We start from the raw sequence: 17,108 nt of genomic DNA on the forward strand, positions 1-17,108 counted from the left end.
TGACAATGTGCACGCTGTTGAGTTCTCAAGGACCAGACGCACTCCCCGCTCGGCACCCGAAGGATGCTCCACCAGAGAGGCTTTCGTTCTTGGTTTTCGTTGCCCGGGGAAGAACCGTGGCGGACAAGATCTTCGAGTCTGTGACCCGGTGACCGTCTCGGCCGTTCCGTTCTCCGCCTCAGCGGCAACGAGTGATTACTTTACGCAGAGGTGAACGGGAGCACCAACCCGGGCCCGATCCCGGGCGTGTCGGCGGCGCGAGGCCCGGAAACACGCGGACCTCGCACGATGCGAGGTCGGGGTGGGCTCGGGTGCCCGGGCCAGGTCCGGGCACGGGCGGACGGGCCGGGACGACGAGAGGCACGGTGCGAACCCGCACCGTGCCCCCGGTCGAACGTGTGGCGCGCCTACTCGGCAGCAGCCAACTGCCCGCACGCCCCGTCGATCTCCTTGCCGCGGGTGTCGCGGAGGGTCGTCGGGATGCCGGCAGCGTTGAGCCGACGGACGAACTCGTCCTGCACGTGCACCTCGGACGAGGTCCACACCGAGCCGGGCGTCGGGTTGAGCGGGATCGGGTTCACGTGCACCCAGCCCTTGCCGCGCTTGTTGAGCTTCTCGGCCAGCAGGTCGGCACGCCAGGCGTGGTCGTTCATGTCCTTGATGAGCGCGTACTCGATCGAGACACGACGGCCGGTCTTGACGAAGTAGTTGTGCGCGGCGTCGATCGCCTCGTCGGCCTTCCACCGCGAGTTCACCGGGATGAGCTCGTCGCGGAGCTCGTCGTCCGGCGCGTGCAGGGACAGCGCGAAGGTCACCGGGATGTCCTCGTCGGCGAGCTTGTTGATCGCGGGGACCAACCCCACCGTCGAGATCGTGATGCCGCGGGCGCTCATGCCGAGGCCGTCCGGCTGCGGCGCCACCATGATGCGCACGGCGTCCATCACGCGCTTGTAGTTCGCGAGCGGCTCCCCCATGCCCATGAAGACGATGTTCGTCACGCGCTCGGCGTCGACGCGGTCGTTCCCGCCCTTGCGCGGGTCACCGCCGAGCTCCCCCGCCGCGATGGCCGCGTTGGCCCGGACGATCTGCTCGATGATCTCGGCCGTGGACATGTTCCGGGTGAGCCCGGCCTGCCCCGTCGCGCAGAAGGGGCAGTTCATGCCGCAGCCGGCCTGGGACGAGACGCACAGCGTGATGCGCCCCGGGTACCGCATGAGGACCGACTCGACGAGGGCCCCGTCGTGCAGCTTCCAGAGGAACTTGATCGTGTCGCCCTTGTCCGTCGCCAGCCGTCGGGTCTCGGTGAGGAGCGGCGGCAGCATCCCGGCGACGAGTTCCTCGCGCTGGGCGGCCGGCAGGTCCGTCATCGTGGCCGGGTCGGACGAGTAGTGCGTGAAGTAGTGCGTCGACAGCTGCTTGGCGCGGAAGCCGGGCAGGCCGAGTTCCTTGACCTTCGCGACGCGTTCCTCGACCGTCATGTCCGCGAGGTGGACCGGCGGCTTCCCCTTCTTCGGGGAGGCGAACTGCAGGAGCGGACGACCCTCGGTGTCGGTCGCCTGCTTCCAGCCCTCGGTGCGCGGACGCACCTGCGGCCGAGCAGACTGCTGCTGTTCGAACGGGGTGCGGGTCTCGGAGGCCATCACTCCAGGATACGGGATCCCGTCAGCTGCCCGCGGGGAGGACCCGGGCGAAGTGGTGCGCGGCCGAGTACATCGGCACGATGTCGACCGGGTCGCCGGGGTGTGGCGCCTGCAGCACGAGGCCGTCGCCGAGGAAGATCCCGACGTGGTCTTCGTTGTCGTAGACGACGAGGTCGCCCGGCTGCGCCTCGGACTCCGGGATGGTCGTCGCGGCGGCGTCCTGGGTCGGCACGTAGTGGACGAGCGGGATGCCGACGGCTGCGTACGCCACCATCGTCAGACCCGAGCAGTCGATGCCCTGGTGGCTCGCGCCGCCCTCGACGTACGGGTCGCCCATGTACTGCAAGGCGGTCGACACGACGGTCGCCCGGTCGCCGCCGGCGGAGAGCACCTTCGAGATGGCGTCCTCGGCCCGCTGGGTGCTCACGCCGAACTTCGTCACGATGGTCGGGTAGGACACGATCGTCGTGGTGGTGGTCATGCCGTCGGTCTGCACGACGGGGACCTGCACGTCGCGGGCGACGGTGTACGTCTGCGCCAGCTGCGAGGTCGTGGTGCCGTGGTGGGACTCGGTCGACGGGGTGGCGGCGTTCGCCGGGACGGCCAGCGTCAGGCTCGAGGTCACGGCGAGGGCGGGTGCCAGGAGGACGGCGGCGCGCTTCGCGTTCGCGGCGCGCCGGATGTGCTTCGGGTCCGCGGCGCGCTCGGCGCGGAGGGCAGCCGACCGGCTCAGCACGGCGGTGCCGGCGACGGCGGTCGAGGCGACCGGGCGGTGCTGCGCGAGTGAGACGGTCCGTGCTGGCTTCGTGTGCTCCACGAAGGTCGACCGGGCGACGGCGGGACCGAACGCCGAGCGACGACCGCGGGGGCGACGCAGCTCGGCCGGAGCGGGAGCGGCAGCGGGAGCAGGACCCGGAGCCGGCGCAACGACAGCCGCGGCCACGACAGCAGCAGGCGGCGCCGGAGCAGGAGCAGGAGCAGCAGGCGGCGCAGGAGCAGGAGCAGCGGGAGTGACGACGGCGTCGGGTACTGCGGGGAGTGCGTGGCGTCCCATGGTTCCTTCCGGGTCGGACGAGCCGACCCGAGCAGGTGATCAGGCGACTCGGGAAGATAACGTATTGGTCACGAACCTGATCTCGGCTGGGCAGGAGCGGAGGGTTCCTGCGGTTCGTCACAGGGACGGCCGTTCCTCGCAGCCCGCTCCGACCCCGTCCCGAGGCGTCGTCGAGCATCGCTCGGGTGACCCGAGCGCCCTGGAGCCCGCCGTCATGCGGGCGTGGGCCGCATGACGGCGGTGATCCGCGCCTCCCGGTCGGCCGCCAGCCCGTCGAGCCGAGCCGCGAGCGCGCGGACCGACCCGTCGACCGGCGCGTCCCCCGAAACGTCCCCCGCGATCGGTGCCCCGGCCCGGACGGCGAGCGGCAGGACGCCGGCCCAGACCGCGTGGTCCTCGCCGTCGTCCGCCGCCTCGCCGACGCCGGCCGCACGGATCTTCACGCTGGCCCGGTCGAGCGGGAGCTGCAGGACCTGGGTGGCGCGGACCTCCTTGGCGGTCATCTCGCGGACCTCGTCGCGTCGACCGGGCATGAGGTGGTCGGCGATCTGCCAGAGCGCCTCGGTCCGGAGGGCGTCGGGCACCACGGTCGCGTTCCCGACGACCATCGCGCTCCGGTAGTTCGCCGAGCTGTCGAAGGTCGAGCGCGCGAACACGAGCCCGTCGACGTGCGTCACGGTCGCGGACACCGGGATGCCCGCGGCTCCGGCGTCGAGGAACAGTCCCCCGCCGGTCGAGCCGTGCAGCAGCAGGACGGGTCCGGCTCCGAGGTCGCCGACGCCGCAGAGGAAGGGCAGGACGATCGGGTGGCCACCGCGGACGAAGCCGGCGTGGGCGACGATCGCCTCGGCCAGGACGGCGGACAGGTCCGCCGGGTCGTGGGACTGCCGGTCGCGCAGGCGACGGACGGTGAGCGAGGGGTCGGACGGGAGGCTCGTGGTGCGCATGCGAGCAACGCTAGGGTCGAGAGTGGTCCGGTTTTTGGACCAGATCGGCGGACTCCGGATGGACCAGTCGGACGGCATGGGCGGCAAGACCGCGGGGGTCGTCGCGCGGGTGCGCACGATGGTGCGGGACGGCACGCTCGTCGCCGGAGACGCCCTGCCCTCGACGCGCGCGCTGGCGGCCGAGCTCGGGGTGGCTCGGGGCACGGTCGTCGCGGCCTACGAACAGCTCGACGGCGAGGGGTGGATCCGGACGCGCCAGGGTGCGGCGGCGCGGGTGGCCGAGGGGGTGCCGGTCGGTCCGGCCGCGGGGACCACGCGGCGAGCGCCGACGGGTCGGGGCCCGGCGACGCACACCGCGGGGGCGACCAACGCCGGAGCCGGAGCCGGAGCCGGTGCCGGTGCCGGTGCCCGAGCCGGTGCCGGTGCCGGTGCCGGTGCCGGTGCCGGTGCCCGAGCCGGTGCCGGTGCCGCGACGCCGTCCGGGCCCCTGCTCGACTGCCGCCCGGGGATCCCCGCCGTCACCGCGATCGCACAGCGCGACTGGCGAGCGGCATGGCGCGCCGCGGCCGACGCCCCGCTGCGGAACGCACTCTCGGACCCGCTCGGGCTGCCGGAGCTCCGCGCGCAGATCGCCGCGCAGGCCGGGCTGAGCCGCGGGTTCGCCCCCGACGTGGACCGGGTGGTCGTGACGGGTGGGACCTCGGAGGCGCTGTCCCTGGTCGTCGAGGGGCTCCGGACACACCTCGGACGGGCGCCGGTGATCGTCGTCGAGGACCCCGGCTACCGCTCCGGTCGCCGGTCCATGACGAGTGCGGGTGCCGTGCTCGTCGGGGTTCCGGTGGACGAGGACGGGCTCGACCTCGACGCGCTCGAGGCGGCGGGTGCGGTCGACGCCGTCGTGGTCACGCCCACGCACCAGTACCCGCTCGGCTCCGTCATGCCCGTGGCCCGCCGGCACCGGCTGCTCGGGTGGGCGGCACGCACGGGCACGGTGGTGGTCGAGGACGACTACGACTCCGAGTTCCGGCACCGTGGAAGCCCGGTGCCCGCGCTGGCGGCGCTCGACACCGCCGGCGTCGTCCTGCACGTCGGCGGCTTCTCGAAGACGTTCGACCCCCGACTCCGCTGCGGGTGGCTGGTGCTGCCGTCCGGCACCGCGGCGGACGCCGTCGCCGCCGCGCGCACCGCGCGGGGGCCGGTCGTCGCCGAGCCCGTCCAGGTCGCGCTCGCGCACCTGCTGCGGACGGGCGCGCTCCGCCGTCACCTCGGTCGGGTCCGCCGCGACTACACGCACCGCCGTGAGCGCATCGCCGCACGACTCGACGGGGTCACGGGCCTGGAGGCGCGTGCCCTGAACGGCGGCCTGCACGCGGTGGTCACGTGGTCGGCTCCGGTGACCGCACGGGCGGTGGTGGCCCGGATGGCGACGGTCGGGGTCCTCGTGAGTGCGCTCGACGAGTACGAGGTCGCTCCGGGCAGTGCGCCCGCCGGCGTGGTCCTCGGGTACGGCGCCCTGACGATGCCGCAGCTCGACCGGGCGCTCGACGTGCTGCTCGGGGCACTCCGGGTGCCCGCGCGCGGGGTCGGGGTCGGGGTCGGCTGAGGCTGGCGTCAGTCGAGGCCGAGTCGCAGGTGGTCCCGGACCCGCTCCTGCACGGCTTCGGCGTCGCGGTGCGCCCAGAGCGCGAAGTGGGTCCCGCCGGGCAGGGTGAGGAGTTCGGCGCCGGGGACCTCGGCAGCGGCCCGGGCGCTGTGCGACGGGTCGACGTCGGTGTCCGCGTCGCCGTGCACGAGCAGCGTCGGGGCGTGGACGTCGTCGAGGCCCAGGTCCGTCACCGCGCCGAGCGTGCGCACGTCGTTGTCCCACCCGGGGCGGTGCCGTCCCGAGGTGTTGCCCGTCGTCGCGAGGTCGAGCACGAACGCGCGGCGGCCCGGGTCGGCGAGGACGCCGCGCACGTGCTCGCCGAGTGCTGCTCCCCGGAGCGAGCTCACGCCGGCCTCGGCAGACCGCACCACCACGGCCGGTGCCACCCGGGCCGCGGCGCGCGCGAGGGCCGCCCCCACCCGGGTGTGCGTGACGACCCACTCGAGCGGCCCGGGGTGCGGCGGGGTCCACCGCCCGGAGAGTCCGGCCGCCACGACGAGCGAGCGGACGCGGTCCGGGTGCCGGGCGGCGAAGCGGTAGGCGGCCGGGCCCCCACCGGACCACGCGAGCACCGCGACCCGGTCGATGCCGAGCTCGTCGAGCACGACGGCGTAGCGGTCGGCCTCGTCGTCCAGCGACGCGTGGTCGGGGTCGAGGGGTGTGCCGAGGTACCCGGGCCGTGACAGCGTGACGACGCGGAAACCGTCGGAGGGCAGGAAGCGCGCCATGATCTCGGCACCGTCGATGCCCCCCGGTGTGCCGTGCACGACGAGGACGGGCGCCCCGTCTCCGCGGACGGCGACCTCGGTCCGCGCCGCGTCGGCGGCCGGACGCGTCTCGGACTGCATCACTCGACGATATCCGCGCGACCACGGGCCGGGCTGGACGGACGGGGCGGGACGGCACCGTGCCTCCCGTCCGCCCTGATGGTCGGTTCAGGACCGACCGGAGCCGGCGCTGCGGACGCGGTCGGACGGCTCATCGGCGTCGCCGTCCGCGACCCTCCCGGATCTGGACGAGGTCGCCCAGCGACGGTTCCGCGTCGGTCGGCAGTGCCCACCCGCGGCGGGTGGCCTTCCTGAGGTGACGGTACGTCGTCACCTTGACGGGTTGGACGTCGTCGTTCGAGGTGTACTTGGTGGTGTTCTTCGGCATGTCGTGCTCCCTGGTCACGGCGCCCCGCGTGTTCGAACCGGCTCCCCCGGGCCGGATCGCGTCCCGACGGGGCACGGAACGAACCCCTGTACCCGGGAAGCTACGCGGGCTCGAGCACGACCGCGTGGCGTGGACCCGCAGTCCGCGCATGATGGACGGAGCAGGTCGGGAACGGTGGTCCGCGGCTCGGTGCGCACCGAGTCAGCGGTCTGGTGCGCGGCGAGTACGCGGTCTGGTGCGCGGCGGATTGTTCGCATAGAATGCGAACATGTTGATCACCGTCGACCCCGGGGCGAAGGCCTCGCTCGCCGAGCAGGTCGCCGCCCAGATCCGGCACGCGATCGCCCGTGGCGACCTCCGGAACGGGGAACGCCTGCCGTCCGCGCGCGACCTCGCCGCCGCGGTCGACGTCAACATGCACACGGTGCTCCGCGCGTACGCCCAGCTGCAGGACGACGGGCTCATCGAGCTGCGTCGCGGCCGCGGGGCGACGGTGCTGCGGTCCGGGAACGCCTCGTTCGACCGGCTCCGCGAACTCGTGACGGAACTCCGTGACCAGGCGGAGACCCTCGGGGTCCCGCTCGACGACCTGTACGCGATGATCAAGGGGGCACGATGACGACCACACGATCGATGGACGCCGGAGCACGGGTGGCGGTGGTCGCTCCCGGAGCGGCCGTGCTGCTCGGCCTGGTCATCGCAGCGCTGACGCTGGGGCCGGGACTGCCGGCGCGGGTGGCGACGCACTTCGGCGCGGACGGCACGGCCGACGGCTGGGGATCGCCGTGGCCCGTGCTCTGGGTGTCGATCGCCCTCGCCGTGGGCGCCGTGGTGCTCGCCGTCGTCGCGCTGCGGTGGCGGGACCGGCGCACCGCCGCGGTGCTCCTCCTCGTGCTCAACCTCGTGAGCACGTCGCTCGCCGTGGCGTGGGTCGCCATCGCCGTCGCGAACCGCGCCGACGAGCCGGCGTTCGCCTGGTGGTGGGTGGTCGCGCTGCTGGCCGTCGGGGCAGCGGTGGCCGTCCCGCCGACGATCGCGCTCGTCCGTGCCGCTCCCCCGGTGCCGGCGCACGACGTGCAGCCGCTCGACGTCGCGCCGGACGCCCGAGTCGCGTGGCGCGCACGGATCGGCAGCCCGTGGCTCGCCGTCGTCGGGGTCGTCGTGCTGCTGGCCGGCGTGTGGGCGGTGTGGCTGACCGCGTCGGCGAGCGCCGGCGCTGCGGTGGTCACCGGTGTGCTGCTGCTCGTCGCCGGCTTCGCGGTGCTCGTGCTCGCCCGGGTCGAGGTCACGGTCGACCGGCGCGGACTCCGGCTCACTTCGACGTGGACACGGATCCCGATCATGCGCGTGCCGCTGTCGCGCATCGAGTCGTGCGGGTGGGAAGAGGTCTCGCCCGGGCAGTGGGGTGGCTGGGGCTACCGGATCTCCGGCCGGGGCATCGCGTACGTGGTGCGGTCCGGGCCGGGGATCGTCGCGCGGCTGCGGGGTGGCGGCGCGCGCATGGTGACCGTGGCGGACGCGGAGCGCGGGGCGGCGGCGCTCGGGGCGCTGCTGGCGGGCGGTGCGCCGGGCGGAGCGGCGGGCGGCCCGGCGGGCCGAGATTCGGCGTGAGCGAAAGCGACAGATCGCGTGCGCCGACGTGGTTCGGTGCGCAGAAGCGACAGATGGCCGCGGATGTTCGGGGGCCAACTGTCGCTTTGGCGAGTGGGTGGTGCGCGGGCCAGGGGTGTGCGCGTCGGGCGGCGCGGGGGCGCGGGCCGGGGCGCGGCGCGGCGCGGCGCTACAGGCTCGTCATGCCGCCGTCGACGCGGAACTCGGCGCCGGTGGCGTACGAGGACTCCTCGCTGGCGAGGTAGACCATGATGCCGGTGACGTCCTCCGGCGTGCCCGGGCGGCCGAGGGGCGTCCGGGACACGATCGCCGCGCGCGACGCCGGGTCGCCCGAGATCGTCGACACGAGTGCGGTCTCCGTGTAGCCCGGCACGACCGTGTTCACCCGGATGCCGTCCCGCGCGTACGCCATCGCCGTCGCCCGGACGAGCGCGTGGATGCCGCCCTTCGTCGACGAGTACGCGGCGAAGTCGGCCCCTTCGCCGTTCAGCCCCGTGGGTGACCCGGTCGCGATGACCGACCCACCGGTGCCGGCGGCCAGCATCGCGCGGACGGCGTGCTTCACCGTGAGGAAGGTCCCCGTCAGGTTGACCGCCACCGTCCGGTTCCAGGTCTCGAGCGAGACATCGGCCACGGCGGCGTCGTGGCCGAACAGCTGCACCCCGGCGTTCGCGACGACCACGTCGGGGGTCCACCCCTGGGCGGCGAGGGCGGCGAACCCGGCCTCGACGCTGGCCTCGTCGGCGATGTCCATCGTGCACGCGATCGCGTCGGCAGCAGACGCAGCTCCCGGAGCAGCAGCGGCGGACGCAGCCCCCGACGCTGCCTCGGCGTCGCGGTCGGCGTAGACCACCCGCGCGCCCTCCTCGACGAAGCGGTCGGCGATGGCGCGACCGATCCCGGATCCGGCCCCGGTCACCAGTGCGGTCCTGCCGGTCAGTCGTGCGGTCATGCGGGCACTCCGTCCTCGGAGCGCCGTCGCTCCACGAACCCATCATTGCGCAACCGGTTGACCGACTGGTAGCAAGAGACCGTGAGCGACGACGACACGTGGGACCGAGCACCCGACCCCGAGGACGTCGTCGAGGTCGGCCCGTGGCGCTTCGTCCTGCGCGGGACCGAGATCGCCGACGTCACGCACCGGGGCGTCACCGTCCTGCGGGCGATCCGGTTCGTCACGCGCGACCACGACTGGCGCACCGCCGACGACACCGTGCTGCACCGCACGGTCGAGGTCCACGACGACACTCCGAGCGCCCGCGTCCGCATCGAGGCGACGAGCGGCTACGACGGCGCTCCCGTCCTGCGGTACGTCCTCAACGTCTCGGTCGACGGCGGCACCGTGGCGGTCCACGCCACCGCGACGACGACCACCCCGTTCCGCCGCAACCGCATCGGACTCGTCGTCCTGCACCCGCCGACGCTGGCCGGCACGCCGTTCACGGTCCGGCACGCGTTCGCTCCGCCCACCGAGCAGGTCTTCCCGACGTGGATCGCGCCGCACCAGCCCGCGACCGACGTCACCGGCTACGCGTGGACCGTCGACGGGATCGACGCGGAACTGTCCCTGTCCGGCGACGGCTTCGAGATGGAGGACCAGCGGAACTGGACCGACGCCTCGTTCAAGACGTACTCGACCCCGCTGTCCGAGCCGTTCCCCGTCGCGCTCGACGCCGGCACCGTGATCCGCCAGGGCGTCGCGCTGCAGTGCGGCCCGGCAGGCGCGTTCCCGCCGCCCGGTGCGCTCCGACCGGGAGGCACGCCCTCCCCCGCCTCGCCCCTCGCGCTCCTCGACGGCCCGCCCTCCACCACCGTGGTCACCCCGCCGCCGACGCTGCAGCTCCTCGCCGGGTCGGCACCGGCCGCTGCGCGACCGGACGACGCCGCACTGCTGACGGGCGTGCCGATCCTGGTCGAGCCGGTGCTCGGCGCCCCGGACGTCGCCGCGGTCCTCGCCTCGGCCCGTCGGGACGCCGGCGGCGCACCGCTCGACATCCGCTTCGTGACCGACGACCCGGACGTGTTGCGTGCGGCGATCGACGCGGTCCTCGCCGCCGGCCCGGCCGTCCGGGTGGGCGCGGTCGACCCGGCGACGCACGTGACCACCCCCGCACTGCAGGACGCACTCCGGGCAGCGGCACGGGCGCACGACGGCCTCGAGGTCGTCGCCGGCACCCGCGCCCACTTCACCGAGCTCAACCGGTCGATCGACCTGTTCCGCGGGTGGGACGGGCCGCTCGCGTTCAGCGTCACGCCGCAGATGCACGACCGGTCCCGTGCCCAGGTGACCGAGTCGGTGCGGATGCAGCGCTGGGTGGTGATGAGTGCCTCCAGGCTGGCCGCCGGCAGGCCGCTCCACGTCGGACCGGTGACGCTCCGTCCACGGTGGAACGCGGTGGCGACGGCACCCCGTCGCGTCGTGACGGACCCGACCGCACTGGCGGGCTCCGGGCCGCAGTTCGTGCCGGACGCGACGGATCCGACACAGCACTCGCGTGCTGCCGGCGACTGGTTCGCCGCGTCCGTGGCGGCGCTGACGGTGCCGGGCGTCGCGTCGATCACGCTGGCCGAGGCGTGGGGACCACGCGGTGTCGTGACGTCGGACGGTGTGCACGCGCCCGCTGCCCGACTGTTCCGCCGGAGCGACTGACCGGGAAGCCGGCGCGACTGCCCGGGGAGACGCGACTGCCCGGGGAAAGGGGAACGCCCCGCCGGAAGGGGGTCGGCGGGGCGTTCCGGTCTCTGTGCGGTCAGCGGCTGGTCCTGATCAGCGGCGCACGGCGTCGATCTTGAGCATCTTGGCGATGACGGAGTCGAGCTCGCTGTCGTCGAAGACCTGCTTCCAGTCCTCCTTGATGAGCTTCTCGCGGCCGTAGCCCATCGCGATGTGGCAGGCGTCCGAGAACGGGTTCGAGCCGCGCAGGCCGTTCGTCAGCGCGATCCAGGTGTGGCCGTAGAGCATCGCGCGGGCGGCCTCGCGGGGCACGCCGACACCGGTGACGGTCTCCTCGAGGGCGTCGTTGAGGAAGTCGCCGATCATGCAGGCGATCGTCTCGACCAGGGTCGGCTCGAGGACGGCGAGCTGCTTCACCGTGACCCAGTGCACCTGGATGACGGGCGCGTACATGGTGGTGATGACGGCCTCGGCGATGGCCTTGGCGCGGTCGCCCTCGTCACCGAGCGACTCGGACGCGTCGAAGGCCGCGATGACCTCCTGCGGGGCGGCGATGCCACCGAAGGTGTCGTCCCACTCGGCCTTCGTGGTGCGCTCGAGGAACACCGACGGGTGGCACGGGTGCGCCACGGCGTAGTGGATGTCCTCGCGCTTCGCGAGGAGCCCGGCGTAGGCGGCGGCCGGGTCGAGCGTCAGGATCGACGCGCCCGACTTCATGACGGGGACGAGCTGCTCGGAGATGCTGCCGAGCAGGACGTCGGGGACGGCGAGGATCACGACGTCGGCGACCTTCGCGGCCTCGATGCTGTCGGTGAGCGACCGGCCGAGGGCCTCGATGCGCTCCTGCCCCGCGGGCGAGGCCTCGCTGTAGAGCGTCGTGTACTCGCTCTTCGCGAAGTTGTTCGAGACGCGGGTGCCCATCTTGCCGCCCGCACCGATCACGGCGACGGTGACGTCGGCCGTGCCGGATCCGGCAGCGACGGTGTGGGTGGTGGTGGCGGTGTCGGTCATGATTCGTTGCTCCTGATGTACTCGATGGTGTGTTCGGTCCACTCCGCCTCGATGCGGGTGGTGGTCTCGGCGGGCGTCTCGCCCGGTCGCGGTTCGGCGCCCGCGTGCTCGTCCTGCCACGGCAGCCAGAACTCGATCACCCGGTTGACGCCGCGGCGGTCCGGCTCGACGGCCGCTCGGACGGCGGCGTAGTCGAGGATCCCGGTGCCCGTGCGGACGCCGGTGTACTGGAACCCGACCCAGCCCGGTGAGCGGGTGAACGCGGAGTCCTTGACGTGCCAGTTCTTCGTGTGCGGTGCGGCGGCCGCGACGACGTCGGCGGGGTGCTCGAGCCGGGCGACGGTGTTCGCCGGGTCGAGGCAGATGCCGAGGTGGTCGGAGCCGATCGCCTCGACGACGGTGACGAGGTCGGCCGTGGCGACGACCTCGTACGTCTCGAGCGCGAGCGTCACCCCGGCTGCCTCGTACGCCGGGAGCGCTTCGCGCAGTCGGCGTTCGGTCTCGAGGGCGTCGGGCTGGTCGTCACCGCTCGTCCACATCGACCGGACGAGCGTCGCGCCGAGCTGCTGCGCGACGTGCAGGTACCGGGCGAGGTGCTCGGGACGGGTGCCCCGGGTCCCGACCTCGAGCGCGAGACCGAGGTCCTCGGCCAGCGCCCGGATCGCGGCCAGACGGTCGTCGGTCGCGGTGTCGAGCGGCAGGTGGTCGCAGATCTGGAAGAGGGCGACGCCGTCGTGCGCTGCCGCGTCCCGCATCGCGTCGTCGAGCGACACCGGGTCCGACACGCGGTCGGACATCCGCCAGAAGTAGGCGTACGTGGAGAGGCCGAGCAGGGAGGTCATGCGGTCGCTCCCAGCTGCGCGGCTTCGTCCAGGATGGTGCGGATCGCGGCGGGGTCGTGGGCGAACCGTCCGAGGAACAGGCCGCCGATGCGCCCGGCGCCCCGGGTGAGGAGGCCCGGACCGGCGCTGCCGCCGTAGATCGCGACGGACCCGGCGAGCTCCGGCCGGGCGGCGAGGTGTTCCTCGATCCCGGCGAGGACCGCGACGATGTGCTCGTCGGGCGCGGGCACCGGGGCGCCGATCGCCCACACGGGTTCGTAGGCCGCGATGATCGGTCCGGCCAGGCCGTCCGCGGTCGCGGTCGCCAGGAACCGGTCGAGCTGCGCGGTCACGTCCGCGATCGCGTCCGGACTGGAGGCGCGGGTCGTCTCCCCGACGCAGACCAGCGGCCGCAGGTGGTTGCGGAAGGCGGCGTGCACCTTCCCCGCGATCTCGTCGTCCGTCTCGTGGAACAGGTCGCGGCGCTCGGCGTGCGCGATCTCGACGAGGTCGACCCCGATCTCGCGGAGCTCGGCGCCGGAGACCTCGCCGGTGAACGCGCCGCTGTCCGCCCAGGCCAGGTCCTGCGCGCCGAGGAGCACCGGGGCACCGCTCGCGTCGAGGACCTGCCGCACCGGGACCAGCGCCGGAAAGGTCGGGATGACGAAGAGCTCCACCGCGCCGGACTGCACCGCCGGGTGCGTCCGGGCGATGTCGGCCACGGCGGCCGTCCACTCGAGCGTCCGGGCGTGCCCGAAGTACATCTTCAGCGACACCCCGATCGTCAGTGGGGCGGTCGCCGTGGTCGCGGGCATCAGGCGTCGGTCCCGACCGGGGCTGAGCCGTCGGCTGTGCTCGTTTCGTACGAGCAGATGGCGTTGACCTTCTCGGCGCTGGCGCTCGCAGGGTCGAACGTGTAGCCGAGCCACTCCTTCGCCATCCGCCGGGCGACCTCGACGCCGACGACGCGCTGGCCCATGCAGAGCACCTGGGCGTCGTTCGACAGGATCGAGCGCTCCACCGAGAACGAGTCGTGCGCGGTCACGGCACGGATGCCGGGGACCTTGTTCGCCGCGATCGCGACACCGAGCCCGGTGCCGCAGATCAGGATCGCGCGGTCGGCCTCGCCGTTCGCGACCAGGCGGGCGGCGTCCACGGCGACGTGCGGGTACGCGGTGTGGCCGTCGGCGTCGACGCCGACGTCGACGACGGACGCCACGCGGGGGTCCTTCGCGAGGTCGGCCTTGATGACCTCCTTGTAGTCGAAGCCGGCGTCGTCCGAGCCGACGACGATGCGGAACTGCTGCTCACTCATGCGGGTGTGCCTTTCGTGTGGGGGTCAGGCGCGGACGGCGATGGTCGACAGGACCGCGTCGGTGATGAGCGCGAACGAGACCGCGCCGGCGTCCGGGGTGCCGACGGCGTCCTCGCCGTGGGTGCGGGCCCGGCCCATCCTCGGCAGCAGGTCGGCCGTGGCGTCCGCCGCGGTCTGCGCGGCCGCGGACGCCGCGGACCAGGCGTCCACGAGCTCGTCGCCGACCGCGACCCGGGCGGTGAGGACCTCGTCGAACGGCACGAGCGCGTCGACCATGGTCTTGTCGCCGGGGACGGCGCCGAACGCGAGGACCGCCTCCGTGGCGGCGTGCACCGCGCTCTGGACGGTGGCGGCCGACGGACGGTCGTCGTCGCCGAGGACGCGACCCAGTGCCTCCAGTGCGGCTCCCCAGATCGCGCCGGACGTGCCACCGGCCTTGTCGGACCAGGCGTCACCGGCGATGGCGAGGACGCTGCCCGCGCCGGCGCCGCGCGCTGCGGCGTCCTGCGCTGCGGCGTCGGCGGCGGTGGAGCCGCGCTGCATGCCGATGCCGTGGTCGCCGTCGCCGGCGACCGCGTCGATGCGCCCGAGTTCGTCCGCGTGGGCGTCGATCGTGCGGCGGATCGCCGAGACGGCGTCGGCGACGATCCGCGCCGACTCCTGGGACTCGGCGGTGCCGGGGGTGACCGGCGCCTGCTCGTCGGCGGCGAGGGCCTCGGGCGCGACCTGCTGCTGCGGGACGGCACCGCCCTTGCGGTACGCGGGGCTGTCGGCGGGCGCGGCCCAGAGCTGCTCGAGTTCGTCGTCGAGCCAGAACAGGGTCAGCGAGACACCGGCCATGTCGAAGCTCGTGACGAGTTCGCCGACCTCGGGCTCGACGACGACGATGCCCGCGTCGGCGAGCTTCCGCTGCACGGCGCCGAAGACGACGAAGAGCTCCTCGTACTTCACCGAGCCGAGGCCGTTGAGGATCGGGACGACGCGCTGGCCGGCGGCTGCTGTGGTGCCGCCGGTCTCGGCACCGTCGGGTCGCTCGGTGAGCAGCTTGTCGACGAGCAGGTCGGCCAGGCCGTCGGCGGTGGGGACGTCGGCCTCGGCGATGCCGCGCTCCCCGTGGATGCCCATGCCGATGGCCATGCGCCCCTCGGGGACGGTGAAGAGCGGCTCGTCGGCGCCGGGCAGGGAGCAGCCCGAGAACGCGACGCCGAAGCTGCGGGTGCGGTCGTTGGCGCGGGTGGCGATCGCGGTGACGGCGTCGAGGTCGTCGCCGCGTTCGGCGGCGGCACCGGCGACCTTGAAGACGCAGAGGTCACCGGCGATGCCGCGGCGCTTGTGGGCGTCGGCGCTCGGGGCGGAGGCGACGTCGTCGGTCACCCGTACCGTGCGGACGTCGATGCCCTGGGCGGTCAGCGCCCGGGCGGCCGCGTCGAAGTTCAGGACGTCGCCGGCGTAGTTGCCGTAGGAGAGGAGGACCCCGCCGCCGTGCTCGCTCGCCTTCGCCACCGCGGTCACCTGCTGGGCGCTCGGGCTGGCGAACAGGTTGCCCATCGCGGCACCAGCTGCCAGGCCGTGGCCGACGAGCCCGCCGAACGCCGGGTAGTGGCCGGAGCCACCGCCGACGACGAGTGCGACGGTGCCTTCGGGGCTGGTGGTGGAGCGGGCGACGCCGCCGTGCACCTTCCGGACCCGGGCGCGGTTCGCGGCGACGAAGCCGTCGACCATCTCGTCCGCGAAGTCCGCGGGGTCGTTGAACAGGCGGGTCATGCGCCGGCCTCCTGGGTGGTCGGAGTCGCGGCTCCGGCGTCGGGTGCGGCTGCTGCCGCCTCGTTGCGCTTCGTGTTCCGGCCGAGCACGAACATCAGGACGCTCGAGAGCACCATGAAGAAGCCGACGATGAACATCGGGGCCTGGTAGCCACCGGTCCACTCGCTCACGGCGCCCGTGATGTACGGGGCCGCGAAGCCGCCGAGGTTGCCGATCGTGTTGATGAGCGCGACGCCCGCTGCCGCGGCGGCTCCGGTGAGGAACTGCGTCGGCACGGTCCAGAAGTTCGGCAGCGCGGCGAAGATCGCGCTGGCCGTGATCGCGATGACGGCGACGGTCGCGGCCGGGCTGTTCATGTAGAGCGCGACGGGGATGCTGAGACCACCGACGAGCGCCGGGACCGCGATGTGCCACACCCGGACGCCGCGGCGGAAGGCGTCACGCGACCAGAAGTACAGGACGACCGCGGCCGGGATGTACGGGATCGCCGTGATCATGCCCTTCTGGAACAGGTCGAACGTGGTGCCGAACTGCTCCTGGAAGCCGTCGATGATCGTCGGCAGGAAGAAGCTCAGCGCGTAGAGGCCGTAGATGAAGCCGAAGTACACCGCGGCGAGCATCCACACCCGACCGGAGCCGAACGCTGCGCGCAGGCCGCCCTTCGCGTGCCCGGCACCCGTCTTCGCCGTGTTCTCCTTCGCCAGGGCCCCCTCGAGCCACAGCTTCTCGTCCTCGTCGAGCCACTTCGCCTGCGACGGCTTGTCCTTGAGGACGAAGAGGCACAGGACGCCGACGATGATCGCCGGGATCGAGACGCAGAGGAACATGAAGCGCCAGCCCGCCAGTCCCCCGAGCAGGCCCTCGTGCGTCATCAGCCAGCCGGCGAGCGGCGAACCGATCACGCTGGTCAGCGGCTGCGCCAGGTAGAACAGCGCGAGCATCTTGCCGCGGTGGCGTGCCGGGACCCAGGTCGACAGGAACAGGATCGCGCCGGGGAAGAAGCCGGCCTCGGCGATGCCGAGCAGGAAGCGCAGGCCGACGAGCTGCGGGTAGTTCTGCACCCACGTGAAGAGCAGCGAGACGATGCCCCACGTGATCATGATGCGGGCGAGCCAGACCCGGGCGCCGAACTTGTGGAGCGCCAGGTTGGACGGCACCTCGAGCACGAGGTAGCCGATGAAGAACACCCCGGAGGCGAACCCGAACTGGGCGGCGGTCAGACCAAGGTCCGCCTCCATGCCGTTCGGGGCCGCGAAGGAGATCGCGGTGCGGTCGAGGAAGTTGATGAAGAACATGAGTGCCACGAACGGCACGATGCGGATCGCGATCTTGCGGATGGCCGTCTTCTCGACGACCGAGGTGGGGATGCCTCGCGTGGCGGGGATGTCCACGATGACTCCTGCTCGGTGGGGGTGGTTCGGCTCCTGGGCGGGCTGCTGCGCCCGACACGGAGTGGACGCCTCGGTGCGTC

16 protein-coding genes are annotated in these 17,108 nt (G+C 73.2%); 4 read left to right on the forward strand and 12 right to left on the reverse strand.

Annotated elements, in window-relative coordinates; translation table 11 throughout:
• Positions 1-407: 407 nt before the first annotated feature.
• The 3 genes from rlmN to EDF64_RS17630 form a co-directional block, all read right to left on the reverse strand.
• Positions 408-1,640, reverse strand: coding sequence for a 23S rRNA (adenine(2503)-C(2))-methyltransferase RlmN (rlmN, locus tag EDF64_RS17620; RefSeq protein ID WP_071293884.1), 1,233 nt, complete (start codon positions 1,638-1,640; stop codon positions 408-410).
• A gap of 22 nt (positions 1,641-1,662) precedes the next feature.
• Positions 1,663-2,457: a C40 family peptidase gene (locus tag EDF64_RS17625; protein ID WP_166645808.1), complete on the reverse strand. Its 795-nt coding sequence runs from the start codon at positions 2,455-2,457 to the stop codon at positions 1,663-1,665.
• 449 nt (positions 2,458-2,906) lie between these two features.
• A complete protein-coding gene (locus tag EDF64_RS17630) occupies positions 2,907-3,641 on the reverse strand; it encodes a pyridoxamine 5'-phosphate oxidase family protein (protein WP_133521262.1) in 735 nt (244 codons plus the stop codon).
• Between the two features lie 22 nt (positions 3,642-3,663).
• On the opposite strand from EDF64_RS17630, the gene EDF64_RS17635 reads away from it, so the two are divergent.
• Entirely contained in the window at positions 3,664-5,244 is a 1,581-nt protein-coding gene (locus EDF64_RS17635; RefSeq protein WP_208108943.1) for a PLP-dependent aminotransferase family protein, read from the forward strand.
• Positions 5,245-5,252: 8 nt separating this feature from the next.
• Here the strand turns inward: EDF64_RS17635 and EDF64_RS17640 are convergent, their stop codons facing one another.
• The gene (locus EDF64_RS17640) at positions 5,253-6,134 is read right to left on the reverse strand and encodes an alpha/beta fold hydrolase (RefSeq protein ID WP_133521264.1); all 882 of its coding nucleotides are present in this window, start codon (positions 6,132-6,134) and stop codon (positions 5,253-5,255) included.
• Between the two features lie 130 nt (positions 6,135-6,264).
• Positions 6,265-6,441 carry a hypothetical protein gene (locus EDF64_RS18370; protein ID WP_166645809.1) on the reverse strand — a complete coding sequence of 59 codons (177 nt, stop codon included), beginning with the start codon at positions 6,439-6,441 and terminating at the stop codon, positions 6,265-6,267.
• Positions 6,442-6,709: 268 nt separating this feature from the next.
• Between EDF64_RS18370 and EDF64_RS17645 the strand changes: the two genes are divergently transcribed.
• Both EDF64_RS17645 and EDF64_RS17650 read left to right on the forward strand, forming a co-directional pair.
• Complete coding sequence (locus EDF64_RS17645; RefSeq protein WP_133521265.1) at positions 6,710-7,060, forward strand: GntR family transcriptional regulator; 351 nt, start codon at positions 6,710-6,712, stop codon at positions 7,058-7,060.
• On the forward strand, positions 7,057-8,052 hold the full coding sequence (locus tag EDF64_RS17650; RefSeq protein WP_133521266.1) for a DUF1648 domain-containing protein: 996 nt from the start codon (positions 7,057-7,059) through the stop codon (positions 8,050-8,052). Before EDF64_RS17645 ends, EDF64_RS17650 begins: the two co-directional genes overlap by 4 nt.
• Before the next feature lie 169 nt (positions 8,053-8,221).
• Here the strand turns inward: EDF64_RS17650 and EDF64_RS17655 are convergent, their stop codons facing one another.
• Positions 8,222-9,004 carry an SDR family NAD(P)-dependent oxidoreductase gene (locus tag EDF64_RS17655; RefSeq protein ID WP_133521267.1) on the reverse strand — a complete coding sequence of 261 codons (783 nt, stop codon included), beginning with the start codon at positions 9,002-9,004 and terminating at the stop codon, positions 8,222-8,224.
• Positions 9,005-9,085: 81 nt separating this feature from the next.
• Here EDF64_RS17655 and EDF64_RS17660 point away from each other — a divergent pair, with 81 nt between their 5' ends.
• A complete protein-coding gene (locus EDF64_RS17660; RefSeq protein ID WP_133521268.1) occupies positions 9,086-10,702 on the forward strand; it encodes a hypothetical protein in 1,617 nt (538 codons plus the stop codon).
• Positions 10,703-10,819: 117 nt separating this feature from the next.
• Here EDF64_RS17660 and EDF64_RS17665 read toward each other — a convergent pair whose 3' ends face one another.
• Genes EDF64_RS17665 through EDF64_RS17690 form a run of 6 tightly spaced genes read right to left on the reverse strand, consistent with a single transcriptional unit; the run spans position 10,820 to position 17,028 of the window.
• The gene (locus EDF64_RS17665) at positions 10,820-11,737 is read right to left on the reverse strand and encodes a phosphogluconate dehydrogenase C-terminal domain-containing protein (RefSeq protein WP_133521269.1); all 918 of its coding nucleotides are present in this window, start codon (positions 11,735-11,737) and stop codon (positions 10,820-10,822) included.
• Complete coding sequence (locus EDF64_RS17670; RefSeq protein WP_133521270.1) at positions 11,734-12,579, reverse strand: sugar phosphate isomerase/epimerase family protein; 846 nt, start codon at positions 12,577-12,579, stop codon at positions 11,734-11,736. Before EDF64_RS17670 ends, EDF64_RS17665 begins: the two co-directional genes overlap by 4 nt.
• Positions 12,576-13,373, reverse strand: a complete 798-nt coding sequence (locus EDF64_RS17675) for a triose-phosphate isomerase family protein (RefSeq protein WP_133521271.1) — start codon at positions 13,371-13,373, stop codon at positions 12,576-12,578. The genes EDF64_RS17670 and EDF64_RS17675 overlap by 4 nt, the downstream gene beginning before the upstream one ends.
• The gene (locus EDF64_RS17680) at positions 13,373-13,873 is read right to left on the reverse strand and encodes a ribose-5-phosphate isomerase (protein WP_133521272.1); all 501 of its coding nucleotides are present in this window, start codon (positions 13,871-13,873) and stop codon (positions 13,373-13,375) included. Before EDF64_RS17680 ends, EDF64_RS17675 begins: the two co-directional genes overlap by 1 nt.
• Positions 13,874-13,897: 24 nt before the next feature.
• Positions 13,898-15,637 carry a dihydroxyacetone kinase family protein gene (locus tag EDF64_RS17685; RefSeq protein ID WP_133521273.1) on the reverse strand — a complete coding sequence of 580 codons (1,740 nt, stop codon included), beginning with the start codon at positions 15,635-15,637 and terminating at the stop codon, positions 13,898-13,900.
• Positions 15,634-17,028 carry an MFS transporter gene (locus tag EDF64_RS17690; RefSeq protein WP_133521274.1) on the reverse strand — a complete coding sequence of 465 codons (1,395 nt, stop codon included), beginning with the start codon at positions 17,026-17,028 and terminating at the stop codon, positions 15,634-15,636. Before EDF64_RS17690 ends, EDF64_RS17685 begins: the two co-directional genes overlap by 4 nt.
• Positions 17,029-17,108 lie beyond the last annotated feature (80 nt).

It is taken from the genome of Curtobacterium flaccumfaciens (assembly GCF_004361695.1).
Lineage (GTDB): Bacteria > Actinomycetota > Actinomycetes > Actinomycetales > Microbacteriaceae > Curtobacterium > Curtobacterium flaccumfaciens_B.

Bases quoted from the DNA above. Each gene is read 5' to 3' on its own strand.
- EDF64_RS17675 (WP_133521271.1), bottom strand. From the start codon at position 13,373: ATGCCCGCGACCACGGCGACCGCCCCACTGACGATCGGGGTGTCGCTG.
- EDF64_RS17670 (WP_133521270.1), bottom strand. From the start codon at position 12,579: ATGACCTCCCTGCTCGGCCTCTCCACGTACGCCTACTTCTGGCGGATG.
- rlmN (WP_071293884.1), bottom strand. From the start codon at position 1,640: ATGGCCTCCGAGACCCGCACCCCGTTCGAACAGCAGCAGTCTGCTCGG.
- EDF64_RS18370 (WP_166645809.1), bottom strand. From the start codon at position 6,441: ATGCCGAAGAACACCACCAAGTACACCTCGAACGACGACGTCCAACCC.
- EDF64_RS17630 (WP_133521262.1), bottom strand. From the start codon at position 3,641: ATGCGCACCACGAGCCTCCCGTCCGACCCCTCGCTCACCGTCCGTCGC.
- EDF64_RS17685 (WP_133521273.1), bottom strand. From the start codon at position 15,637: ATGACCCGCCTGTTCAACGACCCCGCGGACTTCGCGGACGAGATGGTC.
- EDF64_RS17665 (WP_133521269.1), bottom strand. From the start codon at position 11,737: ATGACCGACACCGCCACCACCACCCACACCGTCGCTGCCGGATCCGGC.
- EDF64_RS17645 (WP_133521265.1), top strand. From the start codon at position 6,710: ATGTTGATCACCGTCGACCCCGGGGCGAAGGCCTCGCTCGCCGAGCAG.
- EDF64_RS17680 (WP_133521272.1), bottom strand. From the start codon at position 13,873: ATGAGTGAGCAGCAGTTCCGCATCGTCGTCGGCTCGGACGACGCCGGC.
- EDF64_RS17655 (WP_133521267.1), bottom strand. From the start codon at position 9,004: ATGACCGCACGACTGACCGGCAGGACCGCACTGGTGACCGGGGCCGGA.
- EDF64_RS17650 (WP_133521266.1), top strand. From the start codon at position 7,057: ATGACGACCACACGATCGATGGACGCCGGAGCACGGGTGGCGGTGGTC.
- EDF64_RS17640 (WP_133521264.1), bottom strand. From the start codon at position 6,134: ATGCAGTCCGAGACGCGTCCGGCCGCCGACGCGGCGCGGACCGAGGTC.